The 16555-nt window shown below is 62.3% G+C and carries 16 protein-coding genes; 10 read left to right on the top strand and 6 right to left on the bottom strand.

Annotated elements, in window-relative coordinates; all coding sequences use genetic code 11:
- Positions 1–46: 46 nt before the first annotated feature.
- Positions 47–550, bottom strand: a complete 504-nt coding sequence (locus O1W68_RS20460; protein ID WP_269306710.1) for a nucleoside deaminase — start codon at positions 548–550, stop codon at positions 47–49.
- Positions 551–837: 287 nt separating this feature from the next.
- Here O1W68_RS20460 and O1W68_RS20455 point away from each other — a divergent pair, with 287 nt between their 5' ends.
- Complete coding sequence (locus O1W68_RS20455) at positions 838–1287, top strand: hypothetical protein (protein ID WP_269306708.1); 450 nt, start codon at positions 838–840, stop codon at positions 1285–1287.
- A gap of 59 nt (positions 1288–1346) precedes the next feature.
- Here the strand turns inward: O1W68_RS20455 and O1W68_RS20450 are convergent, their stop codons facing one another.
- On the bottom strand, positions 1347–1487 hold the full coding sequence (locus O1W68_RS20450; RefSeq protein WP_269306707.1) for a hypothetical protein: 141 nt from the start codon (positions 1485–1487) through the stop codon (positions 1347–1349).
- A gap of 57 nt (positions 1488–1544) precedes the next feature.
- On the opposite strand from O1W68_RS20450, the gene O1W68_RS20445 reads away from it, so the two are divergent.
- The 7 genes from O1W68_RS20445 (at position 1545) to O1W68_RS20415 (ending at position 8560) form a co-directional block, all read left to right on the top strand.
- Complete coding sequence (locus O1W68_RS20445; RefSeq protein ID WP_269306706.1) at positions 1545–2090, top strand: hypothetical protein; 546 nt, start codon at positions 1545–1547, stop codon at positions 2088–2090.
- Positions 2091–2396: 306 nt separating this feature from the next.
- Positions 2397–2726, top strand: a complete 330-nt coding sequence (locus O1W68_RS20440; RefSeq protein WP_269306704.1) for an ArsR/SmtB family transcription factor — start codon at positions 2397–2399, stop codon at positions 2724–2726.
- A 9-nt stretch (positions 2727–2735) separates the two neighbouring features.
- Complete coding sequence (locus tag O1W68_RS20435) at positions 2736–3410, top strand: DsbA family protein (protein ID WP_269306702.1); 675 nt, start codon at positions 2736–2738, stop codon at positions 3408–3410.
- On the top strand, positions 3410–5593 hold the full coding sequence (locus tag O1W68_RS20430; RefSeq protein ID WP_269306700.1) for a heavy metal translocating P-type ATPase: 2184 nt from the start codon (positions 3410–3412) through the stop codon (positions 5591–5593). The genes O1W68_RS20435 and O1W68_RS20430 overlap by 1 nt, the downstream gene beginning before the upstream one ends.
- A 102-nt stretch (positions 5594–5695) precedes the next feature.
- Positions 5696–6115, top strand: coding sequence for a hypothetical protein (locus O1W68_RS20425; RefSeq protein WP_269306698.1), 420 nt, complete (start codon positions 5696–5698; stop codon positions 6113–6115).
- 589 nt (positions 6116–6704) lie between these two features.
- Positions 6705–7061, top strand: coding sequence for an Ltp family lipoprotein (locus O1W68_RS20420; protein ID WP_269306696.1), 357 nt, complete (start codon positions 6705–6707; stop codon positions 7059–7061).
- Positions 7062–7300: 239 nt separating this feature from the next.
- Positions 7301–8560 (top strand): TIGR01777 family oxidoreductase, encoded by a 1260-nt coding sequence (locus O1W68_RS20415; RefSeq protein ID WP_269306694.1) that lies wholly within the window; start codon positions 7301–7303, stop codon positions 8558–8560.
- Positions 8561–8808: 248 nt separating this feature from the next.
- On the opposite strand, the gene O1W68_RS20410 is transcribed toward O1W68_RS20415, so the two are convergent.
- Genes O1W68_RS20410 through O1W68_RS20400 form a run of 3 tightly spaced genes read right to left on the bottom strand, consistent with a single transcriptional unit; the run spans position 8809 to position 12534 of the window.
- Positions 8809–9594, bottom strand: coding sequence for a crotonase/enoyl-CoA hydratase family protein (locus tag O1W68_RS20410; protein WP_442972425.1), 786 nt, complete (start codon positions 9592–9594; stop codon positions 8809–8811).
- A gap of 11 nt (positions 9595–9605) precedes the next feature.
- Positions 9606–11753, bottom strand: coding sequence for an acetate--CoA ligase family protein (locus tag O1W68_RS20405; protein ID WP_269306691.1), 2148 nt, complete (start codon positions 11751–11753; stop codon positions 9606–9608).
- A gap of 7 nt (positions 11754–11760) precedes the next feature.
- Complete coding sequence (locus O1W68_RS20400) at positions 11761–12534, bottom strand: enoyl-CoA hydratase/isomerase family protein (protein WP_269306690.1); 774 nt, start codon at positions 12532–12534, stop codon at positions 11761–11763.
- Between the two features lie 239 nt (positions 12535–12773).
- Here O1W68_RS20400 and O1W68_RS20395 point away from each other — a divergent pair, with 239 nt between their 5' ends.
- Positions 12774–13724, top strand: coding sequence for a MurR/RpiR family transcriptional regulator (locus tag O1W68_RS20395; RefSeq protein ID WP_269306689.1), 951 nt, complete (start codon positions 12774–12776; stop codon positions 13722–13724).
- 18 nt (positions 13725–13742) lie between these two features.
- Here O1W68_RS20395 and O1W68_RS20390 read toward each other — a convergent pair whose 3' ends face one another.
- Positions 13743–14858, bottom strand: a complete 1116-nt coding sequence (locus O1W68_RS20390) for a C45 family autoproteolytic acyltransferase/hydolase (protein WP_269306688.1) — start codon at positions 14856–14858, stop codon at positions 13743–13745.
- Positions 14859–15046: 188 nt separating this feature from the next.
- Between O1W68_RS20390 and O1W68_RS20385 the strand changes: the two genes are divergently transcribed.
- Positions 15047–16483: an amino acid permease gene (locus O1W68_RS20385; protein WP_269306686.1), complete on the top strand. Its 1437-nt coding sequence runs from the start codon at positions 15047–15049 to the stop codon at positions 16481–16483.
- Positions 16484–16555 lie beyond the last annotated feature (72 nt).

Raw genomic sequence — 16555 nt, 5'->3', positions numbered from 1 at the left:
CGTCGGCCGGAAGGCCGGAAGGCCGGGGTTCTTGTGTCCGGCCCGTTCAGCTCGAAACTGATTCGCCCGACAGACCAGCATTTCGTCGATGAAGCGACCGCATCTCTTCGCGGACGTCCTCGACGGGTCCTCGGACCGTGACCGATGGTGCCACCTGGCTGATGGGCAACGGTGCGACCGGTCCGGGATCGACGTTCCATTCCTGCTGCCATGCGGCGAGTTGGGCACTCGTCACCGCAATGACGATGTCGCCGAGACCTACCCAGGCGTGAGCGGCAGAGCACATCGGGCAGTGTTCGCCCGATGTGTAGACCGTTGTCCGTGCACGATCTTCACTACTCAAGTTCTTTACGGCCCATTCCACGATGGTGAATTCGGGATGGCGAGTGGAGTCACCGCCACTTACTCGGTTGCGATCCTCGAACAGCACCCGGCCCTCGGCGTCGACGAGCACGGAGCCGAACGGTTTATCGCCTGCTTCCAGCGCCTCGCGAGCGAGCTCGACGCATCGATGGATATGGGCCAAATCGCCGGAATCGGGAAACGTCATATCCCGAGTGTGCCCTGTCAGGATCCGAGATCAGCAGCGAGAGCGCCTCAGCTCGCTCATGTCTATTGAAATAGCCGTCTTTTCGTACCCGGCTGCAGCGGGATGCAGGCTGTCGTTACCACGATTGACCAACGCCCTGAGTCTCCGGCAACCAGGCCGAGATGCCTGGCCATCCCGCGGATCCTCTCAACACGCATTCGATGAAAGTGCTTGGGCGGTATCGCGCACAGTACGACTTACCGTGCCGAGTTGCCCCCAACCCCGGATTGGGTCCTATCGTCGGATTCATGACACCACCGATGCCCATGCAACCACCGAACCGTCAGCCCATCGGATTCTGGACCGTGCGAGCCGGCGAGGCAGTTCGCGCTCGTACCCGCAGCGCACTACACGAGGTAGGGCTCTCGCAACCCGAATGGTGGCTTCTTCACCAGCTTTCGTTGTCTCCCGCCGGTGTCGACCGGGAAGAGATTATCGAGAAGCTCGGCCACAACGACACGCCGGAAGCCATCATCGAGGCAATCGAATCGTCTGTCGCGAAAGGTTTCGTTCATCTGTCCGGTTCGGTTATCGAGCAGACCGAGCACGGTGCCGAACAGTTTCGGGTTGGATCGGATGTCCAGCGCAGGCTCCAAGAAGAACGGATAAAGGGCATCAGCGAAGCAGACTTCATAACAACCATCGAAGTGCTGCAACGGACTATCGAGAACGTCGGCGGCAGTGCCTGGCATTGGTAGTTTGTCCAGCACTGGCAGAGGATTCCGATGTCCTACACTCCACAGCATGAGTAGACGATTCAGTCGACGCCCTTGCTGATGGCTGATCCTGCTTGTTCGACTACACCCAGTATCGCAATCTTGTTGTCCGACAACGAACGATCGACGTTGCTCGGTGGGTGGGATCCTGACGCCACATTCTGGTTGGATCGCAATGTCATCGAGATCGATGACGAACCGACGCTGTGGTGTCACACTGACGAGCGTTGGGAACAAACATGACAAACGATTTTTCGTGGTCCCAGTTTCTATGGATCGCCTTCATCTTCGTTGGCGTGCCTTCGATGTTCGGTGCACTTTTCCTATGGAGTAGGTCCTCGAAGCGGAACGAAAGTATGGGCACCGGCCGTCTGGGGTTGTGGGCCACCGGACTCCTCGCGTTCGTCTTCGGATTCGCCTCGTGCGCGGGTTGGCTGAGCTGGTCTGCCGAGCAGAGAGGTGAGTTCCGAGGGCCCGGACTACCCGCGCCGAATCAGTTCCCGACGTGGCAAGTCGTCGCCTGTGGTGCGACGGTAGTGCTGTTGTGCTTCCTCGCCGCACATTTGTCGCGCTGGAAGGTGACCGGAGGGTACGTCGCAGCTCTGGGTACTACGGCCGGGTTCTCGACGGCGTTCTGCGTCGAGGCGAGTACGGACATCACCGGTCAGTCCGGCGTGGGCGTGCTGTTGTGCATGATCGGCTGGGGATTGAGCCTGAACGTGCTGATGCTGATCCGGGACATGGCGCTGAGGCACCGATGGCATTGGAGTTTGGACAAGCTTTGAGAGAGCAGTTCAGTCGCGTAGGGCCAGCCGGTACTCGTTGCGGGGTCTGTCGAGTTTGTCGACGACATCGGCAGTCCGTAGCCCGGTAGTGATGTCGAGGAAATCGAGCGCCGCGTTTTAGAGCCTTCGAACAGACGAAGCCGTCTGTTTGGTGGACCAGCGAGCAGAACCGGAACGAAGCGGCCTCACCGGAGTCGAGAAATACGGCGTAATCATCAGCTTCGTCCCAGCCCAGCAACAGGCTGCCGTCGATAACCGCGCAGGTTCAGCTATTGATGAATACAGAAAATGATGTACTGTCATCGTATGGATTTGTTGACCCGAGTTTCCGTGTTGTCGCGTTTTGGTCACGCACTGTCGGATGAGACTCGCACCCAGGTGCTGCTCGCGCTCAAAGATGGGCCGCGGTATCCGGCGGAACTAGCCGACTCATTGGGTGTGACACGTCAGAAGCTGTCGAATCACCTTGCATGTCTTCGTGGTTGCGGCCTCGTGGTCGCGGTTCCTGATGGTCGGCGTGCCCGCTACGAGCTTGCCGATAGCAACATCGGCCGGGCCTTGGATGATCTGCTCGCGGTCGTTCTTGCTGTCGATCCGACGTGTTGTGCGGCGTCGGCGACCGACGATTGCTGCTGAGGCTCGGTTATGTCGACATCAGCAAAGGTGCAGTGGGCGATCAGTGTGGTGACCGCATTCGCGGTGGTGATCGGGTTGTCGGTCTATTTCACTACGGTGCGCAAAGAGAACAGGGCCGCAGCGACTGCGGATGCTGGCTCGTCCCTGCTCGCCGATCAGGCGCATCTGCTCACCTCGAGCACGGACGACGATGCGGTCACGCTGATCGAGTTCCTCGATTTCGAGTGTGAATCGTGCAAAGCGTTGTATCCGACAATGGAACGAATCAGGTCGGATTATGCCGGCCGAATCAATCTGGGCGTGCGGTACTTCCCGCTTCCCAGCCACACCAATTCCGTCCTCGCAGCGCGAACGGTGGAGGCGGCATCTCGGCAGGGACAATTTACGGAGATGTATCACCGCATGTTCGACACCCAACTGCAGTGGGGTGAGTCGGCGGTCTCGCAACAGGACGTGTTCGTGGGGTTCGCGCGCGATCTCGGGATGGACATGAGTGTGTTCTTGCGTGACCTCGGCGACCCCGCCGTCGCTGACCGAGTCGAGCAGGACTTCGCAGCCGGGTTGGCGGCTGGTGTACAGGGGACGCCGACGCTGTTCCTCGACGGTGCTCTGCTGCCGCCGATGCCGACCTACGACGAACTGTCTACGTGGATCGACGCCCGACTGGAAGGACAAGATTCCTGATGGCCGACGCATGTTGCCCTGCGCCGTCGGGTGCTGATGACGATATGGCGACCACCGCCGGTACCGAGACTGGGTCGCAGCGGATCTGGAAGATCCGTGAACTGCAAATAGCTTGCGTTGCAGTCGTACTGCTTGTGATGTCGTGGTTGATCGGTCGGTCGGGTGCCGACACGGTAGGGAGTGCGGGCGCCCTGCTCGCCGCGCTGGTCGCTGCGACGACATTCGTGCCGTCCACTCTGCGCAACCTGCGGCATCGACGCATCGGTGTCGGCACGCTGATGACGATCGCTCTCGTCGGCGCGATCGCCCTCGGCCAGATTCACGAGGCGGCGATGCTCGGGATTCTGTTCTCCATCGCCGAAGGTCTCGAACATCATGCCGTCGCCAAGACCCAGCGTGGTCTGCGATCCTTGCTCGCTCTCGTCCCACCGACTGTCACCGTCATTCGCGCCGGCTGCGAATCGACGGTGACCCCGGATGACGTACTCGTGGGCGAGACGATGGTGCTACGACCCGGCGAGCGAGCCGCGACCGACGGCACGATCATCCGGGGTGGGACAAGCCTCGATGTCTCGGCGATCACCGGCGAATCGGTTCCGATCGAAGCATCGGTCGGAGATGAGGTGCACGCCGGCGCAATCAACGGCGGTGGCGCAATCGAGGTCGAGGTCACCTCGCACCCCTCGGACAGTTCGCTGACACGGATCGTGCGGATCGTAGAACAAGCGCAAGAGCGCAGAGGAGCAGGACAGCGGCTCGCGGACCGTATCGCGCGGCCTCTGGTTCCCGCGATCATGGTCCTCGCTGCTGCGATCGCCGGATTCGGTGCGCTCCTAGGTAATCCGATGCTGTGGCTCGAGCGAGCACTGGTCGTCCTTGTCGCTGCGTCACCCTGCGCGCTGGCTATATCGGTGCCCCTCTCGGTGGTCGCGGCGATCGGTGCCGCAACTCGCGGGGGTGCGTTGATCAAGGGCGGCGCCGCCGTCGAGGATCTCGGGCGCATCAGAGTCGTCGCACTCGACAAGACGGGCACACTCACTGCTGGGCGGCCGCAAGTCGTCGAGATCGTCACCGTCGACGGCGTCGACCACGATGACGTGCTCGGTGTTGCTGCTGCCCTGGAATCGCGTTCCGAACACCCCCTGGCGAGCGCGATTGTCCATGCGGCGCCCGCGGTCGCGCCCGCCGACGATGTCACAGCGGTCCCCGGCCACGGACTGACCGGCACCATCGACACTGTCGAGGTTCGGCTCGGCAAGCCCAGCTGGTTCACCAGCACCGTCTTCGCCGCCGACGTCGAGCGGATGCAGGCCGCCGGCGCCACTGTCGTTTTGGTGGAAAGGGCAGGATCGGTGATCGCCGCGATCGCCGTCCGCGACGAATTACGCCCCGAAGCCGCCGAAACGATCACCCAGTTGAACGGTCTCGGCATCGAGACCATCATGCTCACCGGTGACAACACCCTGACGGCGCACGCTCTCGCTGCCTCTGCCGGAATTACTACCGTTCATGCGGAACTACTTCCCGAAGACAAAGCCGACTTGATCAGAAGTCTCGCCGGTGGCCGCAAGATCGCGATGGTCGGTGATGGAGTGAACGACGCCCCAGCACTGGCGACGGCGGATGTGGGAATCGCAATGGGCGCCATGGGCACCGATGTGGCGATCGAGACCGCTGATGTCGCTTTGATGGGACAAGACCTCCGCCACCTGCCGCAATTGCTCGTTCAGGCCAGGCGGGCGCGTCGAATCATGCTGCAGAACATCGGATTGTCGATCGCAATTATCGGTGTGCTGATTCCGCTCGCAGCAACAGGTGTGCTGGGACTCGCGACGGTGGTGTTCATTCACGAGGCCGCGGAGGTGCTCGTGATCGCCAATGCTGTGCGCGCAGCACGAGTCAAGGGCATCGACGGCGCGTCGGTTACCGGCTCGGCCGACGCGAAGCATCACCTCACGGTCCCACCACCTGTAGCTCTGGGTGATGCGTGCTGTGGACCGATTCCGTCTCGCGGTGATGTGCCGGATGGTCCATCGTTCGCCGGTACCCGTGTGCCGCTGACACCGAATCTGCTGGCCGGTGCAACGCCGAACGACACCAAGAGTTGCGGCGACGGGTGTAGCTGCTGCGAACCTTCTTCCTCCGCACGGCCGATGCCTCGGCGTCGGCCTGCGGGTATCTGACACTCGTGACATGGCGACGACGAGGTGTGCCCTTGCCGTGATCGTGAGCCGGGTGGAGGATAGGCCCGACGGTTGTTCGGGCCTGCACTGGAGGTTGCTGTGATGAAAGTTGTTCGTACGCTGCTCGTCTGCGCATCCGTCGTTCTCGGCTCGACGCTGGCGACGGTTGGCACTGCGTCCGCGGCAGTGACCGTTCCGTTCCAAGTCGACCCGGCACCGTTCGGAAATCCTAACGGCAGCTTCGACGCTCCCGCTGTGCGCTGTGTGGCGGTGCTCGGCGAGCAGCCTGGCACGGTGACGATCACCGGTGGCAAAGAAGGCAGGTGGGGTTGCTTGCTCTCGTCCGAGGTGCATTGGTTGAATATGTCGACAGGAGCGTCTGGCTCGGCGCGAACCTCGGACGGACTATACGGATTTCCGGCCGAGGCGACGTTACTGAGTGGGTCTGGGCACATTGTTTTGACCGTCGTATCCACCCTTGGGACGATCACTCCGGGACTCGCAAGCTTCTTTGTTCCATAGAAGCCGTGGGACGAGAATCGGTGTGGGGTCAGTCGGACGGTTGAATTTTTGGACCGACTTCTGCATTTCAGCAGTTCAGGGCCAATCGGTTGAGTCTTTGATTCCGCTGGAGTTCGGAGCAGGCCATTCTGCGACCCAATGGGACGAAGCAGAAGATTGTCTGTGCTGATGGTCTCGAAGAATTCTGATGTGACAGTGCAGCCGTGGGGGAAACATACGCTGACGCAAACTCAGCGGATTTGAATGACAAGCAGTAACGGGCGACCACCCAACAGTGGACGACCGCTCTTCAGCCAGATCCGATGAAACCGACTGCTTCCGAACACTTGTCAGGTATTCCTGCTGATCCGGCCTCCGGTGGATCCAACCGAAAGAAGTGGCCATGGGTCGTGGCTGCCGGCGTGGTGCTCTCGTCGTTATCGGTGTGCTCAATTCAGCGGACAAGTCATCGGATGACGTAGCAAGCGGGCAGGCAGCCACCACGACACAATCGAGTGCGGTCGAAACGGCTCCGGTCATTCCGAAAGCCACGACCACGACTGTTCTTCCGCCCGCGGCTCCTATCGTGCCGGTGTAAACCGTCGAACCTGTGGTGCCAGCACCTCTCGCGCCTGGTGTACCGAAGACGACCGAGCCGGCCAGCGGGCAGACGGGGATGACCGGCGGACAGCACAATGCTGTGCGTGCGGCCAACAGGTATCTGGACTATTCGTCGTTTTCACGACAGGGTCTGATCGATCAACTGACGTATGAGGATTACTCGACTGAGGATGCGACCTTCGCTGTGGACAATGTGGCGGCTGATTGGAACGAACAGGCCGCGCTCTCCGCTCCGGACTACCTCGACTACACCGCCTTCTCGCGTCAAAGCCTCGTCGATCAGTTGATATACGAAGGGTTCACCCCTGACCAGGCTCAGTGCGGAGTGGATCAGACAGGGCTCTAGCCTCCGGGGTGGTGGGGTGGGGGACAGGTTGCGACGGAGATCCTTTCGCCGAGTCTCGACTGGATACCTGGGTTCGATTGACCGGGATACCGCACATCTCCGAATCTGACGGACGGCAGAACAGTTCGAGCGGACGTTCTGCGACATGCTCTTTGCTCTGGGACAGATCTATGAGAGGCGTTGGGCGTTTCGACGCGACGTCGGTTGCTGGACTGAATGATGTCCCCAGACACCGATCCGTGATCCGTCTTGAACGTGTTCAAGTTGTTCACGAGCTGTATCTGAAGGTGCAGCGCGAACACCGCGACCGTGCACTCCCCGCACTTGTCGAAGGCGGCGCTTTGGCGGAGAACCTGGCTGACGTATTGCATTCGGGACTGGACGTAATGGGGCCGTACCACGCATTCGGCGGTTCCTTCCTCCAGTCGGCGCTGCCACGTAAGTCGAATTCGAGCCCGTTCTCCGAACAATCTTCGGACGCGAGATCCATGGCCATCGATTTGATGCGCACGACACTGACGGTGTCGAAGCAGAAGGTTCCAAGCTCGTTGAGTGACAACCTTCCGGCCCTTTTGTGGATGGCATACCTGGGTGTCCCCTTGCACTGGGTCACCGACTCCTCCGACGACCAAACACGAACACGCGCGTTGGTCGGCGGTCTAGTTCCAGTGGTCGCGAAGTCCGTGCGTTTGGCACGGCTTCCGGTGGCGCGCGGACTGGTGGAGGTCCTCGACGGTGCCGATCTGGTGGTCAATCTCGCTGGACGTTCGGTGAGTTGCCGATACAGCAAGAGCAATGCCGACGACATTCTGTCCTCGCGCATACAGACGACTGCCCAGTTGGGTCGTGCGATGGCGGACGTGCAGCAGGTTCCGGCACTGTGGGTCAACGCGAGCACCGGCACGATCTATCGCGATGCGCGTGACCGAGCGATGGATGAACGGACAGGTGAGATCGGTGCAGGGTTCTCGGTCGAGGTGGCCCGGTCCTGGGAGCGTGAGATGTTCGACGCCGATGCAACAGTGCGCCGCGTCGCGCTCCGGCTGTCGATCGTCTTGGGTGCAGGTGGAGGGGCCATCAATCCGGTGATCAACTTAGCCAGAGTGGGACTCGGTGACCGGATGAGAGATGGCCGCCAGATGTTGAGCTGGGTACACATCGTCGATGTCGCGCGCGCCATCGATCATCTCTATGCCCACAAAGACATTTCGGGGCCGGTCAATGTTGCTACGCCGTTCCCAGTGACCAACGACGAGTTGATGAAGAAAGTGCGAGTTGCATTGGGACGCAGTCATGGCGCACCGACGCCCGCGTGGTTGCTTCAGTTCGGTGCGCGCGTGATCCGCACAGAGGCGGAACTGGTGTTGAAAAGCCGCTGGGTGGATCCAGGTGTGTTGACGGAGTCGGGGTTTTGCTTCGAGTATCCGGAACTGGCGTGCTCTCTCGAAGAGATCGCACGGAACACTCCTCGGGGACTTCTTCCCGTCGCACTCGGGTGACAGGTTGGGCGCCCACAGCGTGGTCGAGTGGCAATCTTCGCGTTGGTCACCGTTCCGGTTGCTGGCAATTCGTCAGCAGGAAGAGCTCGAACCCGACGGTGACATGAGCATCTGATTCGAGCGGAAATGACATTCGGTACCGTGCTTCGCGCTGCCAAATGGGTGCATTTTCGGCCCACATACGGCCAGGCGAGATCGCATTCAGTTCTTCGAATTGCAGAAGGACTTCAAGGAGCTGCGAACTTGCCCTACCGGCCGGTGAAGTCGGGGGCGCGCTTCTCGAGCATCGCTGCCACGGCCTCCTGGTGGTCGGCGGTGTGGTGCGCAACCGCCTGCATTGCGGCGGAGAGTTCCAGTAGGGACTCGAGGCTCTGGTGCTGCCCTTCGCGCAGCAGTCGCTTGGTCATGCGGACCACCTGCGGCGGATTAGCAGCAACTCGTTCAGCCAGGGCGTGAGCGGCGCCCAAGAGTTCGTCCGGTTCCACCACCTGGGAAACCAAGCCCCAGTCCAGGGCTCTCGCGGCGTCGATCGCGTCGCCGGTCAGTGCCATCTCGCTGGCTCTGGCCATCCCGATCGCCCGGGGTAACAGCCATGCGCCGCCATCGCCGGGGATGATGCCCACTTTGACGAAGCTCTCCGCGAAGCGGGCGGCAGTGGACGCGATGCGCAGATCGCACATCACCGCAAGGTCGCAGCCTGCACCGATCGCGGGGCCGTTGACCGCGGCCACCACCGGGACCTCGCAATTCGCGAACGCGCGCGGGATGCGCTGGATGCCGTGGCGGTAGCCCTGGCGCAATTCGGCGGGGGTGCCGCCGAACATGCCGACCTTGTCGCGCATGTGCTTGACGTTGCCGCCCGAGGAGAACGCGGACCCAGCTCCGGTGAGGATCGCAACCCGCACGCTCTCGTCGGCGTTCACAGCGTCGATGGCATTTTCGAGCGCCAGGATCATGGCCTCGTCGGAGATTGCGTTGCGGGTATCCGGGCTGTTGAGGGTCCACGTGACGATGTCGCCGTTGCGCTCGACCATTAGGGGGCTGTTCACAGCTTTGCTCCTGACGTGTTGTCGGACAGAACGATTCGAACATCAACGGGCGTGATACCGTCTTCGTTCGCTATTACGGGGTTGAGGTCGAGTTCGCTGATCTGCGGGTGCGCCGCGACGATGTCGCCCACTTTGACCAGGAATCGGGCGAGCTCGGCGCGGTCGACGACGGGCAGGTGCCGGTAGCCGTCGAGCATGCGGGCCGCGATTGTCTCGTCGATCATCTCCGCTGCCTCCAGCTCGGTGAACGGCGCAGCGCGGAACGTGACATCTTTGAGCGCCTCGACCATGACGCCGCCGCTGCCGAAGGCTACTACAGGCCCGAAGATGGGGTCCCTAGTGGCACCTACGAGGAGTTCGACCCCCGACTTGGCCATGGGGCTGACCACGATGCCGGTGATCTGGGCGTTCGGCACGTTGGTCAGGACAGTGTCGATCATCGACTGCGCCTGCTGAACTGCGTCCAGAGCAGTGACACCCAGGCGCACGCCGCCGACATCGGACTTGTGGATTATCTGGGGGGAGACGATCTTCAGGGCGCACGGCGCGTCGTATTCGCGCACGGCCGTCTCCACTTCATCGGGATCGGCCGCCAGACTCCATCGGCCTACGTCGATACCCGCGGCCTCAGCGAGGCGGCGTGCTGTTGGCTCATCCATGATCCCGGAGGTGGCACCGGCGATAACGATAGGCGCGGGCAGTGCCAACGAGGAGCGGGCCGACGCGGTCTCCACCCGGTGACCACGACGATCGAGCGCGGCCACGATCCGGACCGCGTGGTCGATCGATGACACGACCGGCACGCCCCCGTCTCGCAGCGCGGTGTGGTTGTCGACGGCATCGCCGGCGTAGCAACTCTGCACCATCAGCGGCACCCTCTTCTGGGTGGACAGATGCAGGAGTGTCAACGCGGTGGCATCCTCCTGAGTACGAAGGCGCTCGTCGAAGCGCAGGTGGTAACCGCCGTAGAGGCCGACGATCAGCACCAAGCCCACATTGGCGTCGTCCATCAGCGACTCGACGCAGTCGGCGAACAGCCCTGGGTTGGCATCGGTGGCGCCGGCGACATCTACCGGATTGTGCACTGCGGCGGGTATACCGAGCAGACTGCGTAGCACGGACTGCGTTTGCTCGGAGAGCTCTGCAAGTTCGACGCCGGCCTTGGTGAGCGCATCGGCGGCCAGGGTTGCATGGCCGCCACCGTCGGACAGGATCGCGACCTTGCGTCCGTGGGAGATAGGGAGCGTAGTGGCGAGTGCACCGGCCACCACCGCCAACTCGTCGGATCGGTCGACCAACTCCACGCCGGCCTGTCCGAGGACAGCAGTGGCGACGGCGTCGGACCCGGCGATGGAGCCCGTGTGCGATAGCGCAGTGCGCTGGCCGATCTCCGAGCGCCCACCGCGCAGCAACACAACGGGCTTGTGGACCGTCGCGGCGGCAGCGGCGACGAGGAATGCACGCCCATCCTGCAGGCCCTCGCTGTGAATCGCGACGGCTCCGGTGCGCTCATGGCGGACGAGTTCGGTGACACACTCGTCATAGCGCACATCGGCCTGGTTGCCGAGGCCAATGTAGGTGTGAAAGCCAGGCCCGCGCAGCACCTTGTTGTCGTTGACCAGCGAGAGCAGCATGTTACCGCTCTGTGTGACGATGCTGATCGGGCCCTTGGGGACGCCGGCCAGGCCGACGAGGTTTGCTCCGGTTGTGACGTTGAACATGCCAGAGGTATTGGGACCGATTACTCGGATACCGGTCTCGGCGATGGCCTCTGTCAGTTGCCGCTCGAGTTCAGCCCCTTGCTCGCCGATCTCCTTGAATCCGTTGGCGAGCACGACGGCTCCGGCGATGCCCACCGCGGCGCAGTCGCGCAGAGCGTCGGGCACAGCCTTGCCGGGCAGTGCGATCAGCGCGACGTCGATGCCGTGGGGCAGTTCGCCGATGGCGGGCGTCACAGTTAGGCCCAGGATCTCCGAGGCCGTGGGGTTCACCGGAAACACGGGGAATTCGTACCCAGCCTCCTGCAATGCTCTTACAGCTTGGTAGCCGCGCTTGGACGCGTTGGTGGACGCGCCGATGATCGCGATGGAGCGGGGGTCGAAGGTCCGCTCGAGCTGGGTCCGGGTGGTGGTTGACGCAGTCATGGCGAGATCACTTTCCTTGAAAGACTGGGTCGCGCTTCTCGGCGAACGACGCGACTCCCTCAGCCCAGTCGCTGGTGCTCATGAGGGCGAGCAGCTCCTGGGGCTCGGTACGAAGCACGGTTTCGAGGTCGTCGTTGCGAAGCAGCGCGGCCTTCATGCGGGCCAACGACAGGGGCGCCTTGCCGGCGAGAGCGGCGGCGAGGACATGTGCCTCGTCGAGCAACGACTCTGCGGGCACCGACTTGTAGGCCAAACCCCACTCGAGGGCTTGCACACCGGTGAACCGTTCGCCCAGGATGAGCATCTCGGTGGCGCGACGTAATCCCACGAGGCGGGGCAGGCGGTTGGTGACGCCACCGCCGACGAAGGTGCCGATGCTGACCTCCGGAAAACCCATCTTCGCGTCTTCGGCGATGACGAGAAAGTCGGCACTCACGGCCATCTCCGCACCGGCTCCCAGTGCGTAACCGTTGACAGCGGCGATAACCGGGGTGCTCATCTTTTGGATCTGCTCGCAGACGCGCTGCCCTAGGTCTAGATAGTGGGCCTGCGCCTCGGTAGAGCGGCCTCCGGACTTGTGAGCCTTGAGATCCGCGCCGACACAGAACGCCCGGCCTGCGCCAGTAAGTACGACGGAGCGGATTTCGGGGTCGGCGTCGGCATCGCGGAGGGCATCTATGGTGTCACCGTAAAGCTCCTCGCTCACCGCGTTGAGCCGCTCGGGGCGATTGAGTGACAGTGTGAGCACGCTGCCGTGGCGGGAGGTCAGCACCGTTGTCATGGTGTGTCTTCTTCCTGTGGTCGTCTTGGGGGCGCCGTATTCGGCAACGTTGTGATACATGCAACACCATCTGCGCAGTCTATGCAAGTAAAGTTGCAAATTAATGAGATCTTGCAAATTCGCGTCGCGTCGTGTCGATTGGTCATAGAGTGATCGCAACCAGAACTGCAGGTAACGTCGGCATGCAAATGTCGGCGACGGCTGCGCGGCTGCGCGGACCCGGTGAGAGGACAGAAACCATGGCTGCCAAACCCGCAGCAAGATCCGTAGACGGGATTGGGGCCGGTGCGGTAAAGGTGGCTGTGCCGGAGACCTTTCCCGAGCTGCTGACGCAGATTCGTGCGCGGTTCGACACGCTCTCGCCCTCGCACAAGCTGCTTGCAGAACGAGTCATGGCAGACCCGGAGACCGTTGCTTTCATGACCGTCTCCGAGCTCGCCTCGGCGGTGGGTGTGAATGAGGCGACCGTCGTACGCTTCTCGAGCGGGCTGGGGCTCAAGGGCTATCCAGGTCTGACAAAACTGTGCCGCGAGCGGCTCCAGGAGCAAGCACAAATGCTCCGACGGTTCGACAGGCTCGAGCAGATGGGCGACTCGGCAGCAGAGATGATCAAGCGCACCGTGGAGTTGGACCAGTCGAACATCTCGCGCACGTTCGCGCGGATCGACGACGCCACCTGGGATTCGGCCGTCGCGCAACTGGCAGGCGCCGCCCGAGTGCATGTGATGGGCATGCGCAAGACCCACGGCCCTGCCTATCTTTTGGGATATCTGCTGCGACTGTTGCGTGAGGACGTCGAAATCATCACCGCCAGCCTCGGCGGGTTGACCGACGAGATGCGGCGCGTGCGGCCCGGCGATTGCTTCGTGGCTGTTTCCATCCATCGCTACAGCACTGCCACAGTCCGCGCGGCCGAGTGGGCGCACCAATGCGGGGCGCATGTGATCGCGATGACGGACAACCCGAGTTCACCGTTGGCGAAATGGGCTGACGACGTGTTCTACCTCGATGCGTCGAGCACGTCCGTACTTCGTTCGATGACGGCGTTCACTTCGCTCTCCCAGGCCCTCGCCAACGGCGTCGCGCAAATCAAGGGCCACTCGGTGCGGGACACTCTGCTGTTGGAAGAGAGGTTGCTGCAGGACTTCGGCGTCTACTCGGCCGAGGCGTCGCCGCCGGAACCGCGCTAGTCGCACTGACGGCCGTCCTCAGCTCAGCTCGCCGCGCGCGAATGCTGGTAGGGCGATCTCGGCAGTAGCGCCGTCCGCGCCTCGGATATGCAAACGCTCTCTCGTGAGGTCCGCGACGGTGGTGCATAGCGTCATCAGTGGATCGTTGCCGGCGGCAGTCCTGTGCACGCCGCACGGCACAGGCTCCGAGGAGAGGATCGTCTGGAACCAAGCGGCGTCGGGTTCGGCCGCGGGTGTGGACAGTCCTTCGAGAACCTTGCCGCGGGCCATGGACTCGCTGTATTGACCGAGTTTGCCGGTGGCCGCGCCATCGCCCGAGGCGGTCGGCATGTCCGGCGGGCAGGGGAGGAACCGGACATGGTTGGTATGCCACTGCAGCGGTGATTCCTCGGTGGCCGATCGTACGGCGACTCGACCGGCGACGGTCTCGACTGTCGCGGATCGCCCAGTGCCGGACTCGCCGATCGTGTATGCGAACCCACCCGCGCTCGGGTGTGTGCGCAGGTAGTCGATGGCCCCTTCGAAAGAGGTGCACTGCTGTAGAGCACGCGCGATGAAATGCCGGCCGGGCGCGTAGATCGGACCCGCGACCTGGATGTGGTTGATCCCCCAAATCAGGCCGGCAGCATTGGCGACAAACGCGTTCGCTGGGCTGAAGCCTGGGTACCACTGCGCGGTGACTGGCTGCTGCCCGTCGATCTCCAGTGTGAGCAGCATGAAGTGACCGAGCAATGCCGGCGCGCCGTCCTCGTTGTGGGCCACGAAAGAGGACTTCCGGTGCCACGCCATGTCGGTGCAGCCGGTGCCGTCGTCCACGCCGACGTCCCCGCGTAGGTTGGCCAACAGGATCGACTGATAGTCGACGCCGGCACCCTCGGCCAGCGCGCGAAGCTCGGCGAGCTGCTCAGGATATTCGCGGGCGGTGGCTTCGACCACGGCCGCCAGCGTGTGCCGACCACCGCCGGTAGTGGTGAATCTGCGCAGGTCTTCGCGCTCTGGCATCGAGTTCTGGACGGCGACGATGTTCTCGCGGGTGTGCTCGCCGAGAGCGCGGAATGCAGCCTCTCGTTCGCCCGAGACGACAAGCCAGCGCAAACCTGCCACCGACTGCTCGCGAATGTTCACCGATGTCATGGTGCTGCTCCTCACGCCAGTTGCCGGGCGGTGATCCGCCACACAAAAATCAACCTACAACAAGATTTGCTTGATGTATATGCAAATGAAGTCAACTGTGCAACTCTAGTTGCATGCGGACGATGTGGTCCGCGCCACATGATGCCGAACTGGCGCACAATCAACGTTGACTCGCAGGAGAAGAGCACATGTCCAAACGATCGGTGAAGTACCCGGTGCAATCCACGGAGGGCACCCACAAGTTGCGCGGTGCACTGCGCGAACGGCAAATGACGATGATCGCCATCGGAGGCGTGATCGGCGCCGGACTCTTTGTCGGCTCCGGCTCCGCCATTCAGATCGCCGGCCCTGCAACACTCGTGGCTTACGCGGCGGTGGGCATCGTCATCGTTCTCGTCATGCGGATGCTCGGCGAGATGTCCGTGAACAGGCCGGAGAGCGGCTCATTCTCCAGCTATGCGAGCCGCGAACTCGGCTCGTGGGCGGGATTGTCCGTCGGCTGGCTCTACGCGTACCAGTGGTGCATCACCATCGGGTTCGAGGCCGTCGTCGGAGCAGCCATCACGCACCAGATGTTCCCTTCGATACCAACGTGGTTGGCAGCATTCGTGTTCATGGCGGCGCTGATCGCCGTCAACTTCACCCGGGTGGAGAACTTCGGCACCTTCGAGTTCTGGTTCGCCATGATCAAGGTTGCGGCCATCGTCGTATTCCTGCTGCTTGGAATCGCAGCGATTCTCGGCATGTTCCCCGGCGTCGACGCGCCGGGCATGTCTAACCTCACTGGACAGGGGGGCTTCGCGCCGAGCGGCTGGTCCGCGGTCCTTACAGCATCACTCGTGGTGTTCTTCTCGTTCTTCGGCACCGAGGTCGTCACTATCGCCGCAGGTGAGGCAGAGGATCCCGTGCGGGCTGTCCGTACCGGCATCAACTCGGTGGTCTGGCGCATCCTTCTCTTCTACGTCGGCTCGATCATCATCATCGTCACTCTTCTGCCATGGAATTCCACCCAGGTCGCAGAGTCCCCGTACTCGGCTGTGCTGAGCAACCTCAACATCCCCTACGCCGGGACGGCGATGAACATCATTGTGTTGATCGCCGTGCTGTCCTGCCTGAACGCGGGCATCTACGCGTCGTCCCGCATGTTGTTCTCACTTGCCGCACGCGGCGAGGCGCCGAAGATCCTCTCGCGAACCACAAAGTCGGGCGTGCCTGGCTACGCGGTATTCGCGGCGTCGAGCGTGGGCCTGCTGACCGTCGTTGCCAACTACTTCCTGCCCACCGCTTCGGTATACGAATTCTTGCTGAACTCCGCCGGCGGAATAGCGGTAGTCGTCTACGTCTGCATCACCGCAACCCACATCCGCAGCCGTATGCGTATGTCGGCAGAAGAGCGTGCGCAGCTGAAGTTCAAAATGTGGCTGTTCCCAGCGCTCGACATTCTCGTACTTATCGTGCTGATCGCCGTCATCGGCGGCATGGCCAACAATCCTTCGAGCCGAGAGTCTCTGGTGCTTACAACCGTAGTCACCGCGATAGCTGTCACCATCGGCGTTATCAGACAGCGCTACTGGCGTGTCCCCGGCGAACGGGGCCATCATGTTTTAGAGTCTTGTTGCCCATGAGCTGGGCGGATAGGACTATGGAGAACATGGCTGGACGGAAGCGGAACTCCGCGGAAGACATCGTGCGCAAGC

It is taken from the genome of Rhodococcus sp. H36-A4 (genome assembly GCF_027158005.1).
GTDB lineage: Bacteria > Actinomycetota > Actinomycetes > Mycobacteriales > Mycobacteriaceae > Rhodococcoides.
This window is presented reverse-complemented; position numbering and strand designations above follow the sequence as displayed.